At 69.0% G+C, this 1,444-nt stretch carries 1 protein-coding gene; it reads left to right on the top strand.

Annotated elements, in window-relative coordinates:
* Nucleotides 1-95 precede the first annotated feature (95 nt).
* The gene (locus P3T35_RS40315) at nucleotides 96-1,427 is read left to right on the top strand and encodes an IS4 family transposase (protein WP_180356673.1); all 1,332 of its coding nucleotides are present in this window, start codon (nucleotides 96-98) and stop codon (nucleotides 1,425-1,427) included.
* Nucleotides 1,428-1,444 lie beyond the last annotated feature (17 nt).

Raw genomic sequence — 1,444 nt, 5'->3', positions numbered from 1 at the left:
CCAATGCCGTTGCTTGAATTCGAGAACAACTGCCGCGGAACGGGTGACGGTGTCGGGGCGGGGTCGTTGGTCCAGTTGTGCATCCGTGGAGTGGCTTGTCCGACGAGGTACGGCTTGGTGTCCTGACCGAGTGGGTGCCGCCGGGGTTGGTGGACCAGGCGCTGGCGGAGTGCCGTCGGCGGGACCGGCGTCCGGGGGCGCTGCCGTCCCGGTTCATGGTCTACTACGTGCTCGCGTTGGCGTTGTTCCATCAGGACTCCTACGACGATGTCGCGGAGAACCTGGTGGGTGCATGGTCGGATATGCACGAGGCGATCCCGAACAAGTCCTCGTTCGCGCGGGCTCGGCGGCGGCTGGGCGAGGCGGCGCTGGAGGCGGTGTTCCGGAAGCTGGCCGGGCCGGTGGCGCCGCTGGGGCTTTCGGGTGCGTTCTACCGTGGGATGCGGGTCGCGGCGGTGGACGGGTTCGTGCTGGATGCGCCGGACACACCGGCCAACCGGGCCGAGCTGGGCGGGCTCCTGGACGTGCGAGGTAACCCGGCCGGGTTCCCGCAGGTGCGGGTGGTGACCTTGACGGAGGCCGCGACGCACGCGTCGGTGGACGCCCGGGTGGGCGCATTCAGCGGCGGGGAACGGGAGTTGGCGGTGGCGATGGCTGGCAGCGCGGCGGGGATGCTCGTCATCATGGATCGCGGCTTCCCAGGCGTCGAGCTGTGGAAGGCCTACACGCGGGCCGGGGCTCACCTGCTCCTGCGGGCCCGCTCAAGCGTGGCCCGCCGCCCGGTCGAGCACCTGCCGGACGGCACCTACCTGGCGCGGATGAACCTGGCCGGACAGAAGGGGAACCACCCCGGCGGGGTGTTGGTGCGCGTCATCGAGTACCAGGTCGACGGCGGCGAGGTCATCCGCCTGCTGACCGATCTGATGGACCCTGACGCCTTCCCCGCCGCGGAGTTGGCGGCCCTGTATCACGAGCGCTGGGAAGCGGAGACCGCCTATCGGCAGATCAAGACGTTCCAGCGCGGTGGTCTGGCGATCCTGCGCTCCGCCGACCCGGAACTGGCACGCCAGGAGGCGTGGGCGCACTTGATCATCCATCACTGCCTGACTCGGATCGTCATGCGCGTCGCCGACCGCGGCCGGCTCGACCCCGACCGGATCTCCTTCCTCAAGATCCTCAAGCACGTCCGGCGCAGCGTGGTCCGGCAGAGCCAGCACGCCCCGGCCAGAATGAAGCAGTTCCTGGCGAACATGGCAGCGAAAGTCCGCCGCAAGCTCGACAGCGGCCCCAGGCGGCTCAGGGAAGCCGACCGGCTGCTGAAACGCGCCGACGGCCGCTACTCAATCCGCAAGGCAGGTCAACCACGTCGACCGACCCGACGTGTCCCAGCAAAGACCATCACCCTGAACCCTGCGATAGTTCACTGAGTCGAGCAACGGCATTG

Origin of the sequence: Kitasatospora sp. GP30 (genome assembly GCF_029892145.1) — a bacterium.
In the GTDB taxonomy this organism is placed as follows: domain Bacteria; phylum Actinomycetota; class Actinomycetes; order Streptomycetales; family Streptomycetaceae; genus Kitasatospora; species Kitasatospora acidiphila.
Note: the sequence above shows the minus strand (reverse complement) of the source record. Positions and strands in the feature narration are given on the sequence as shown.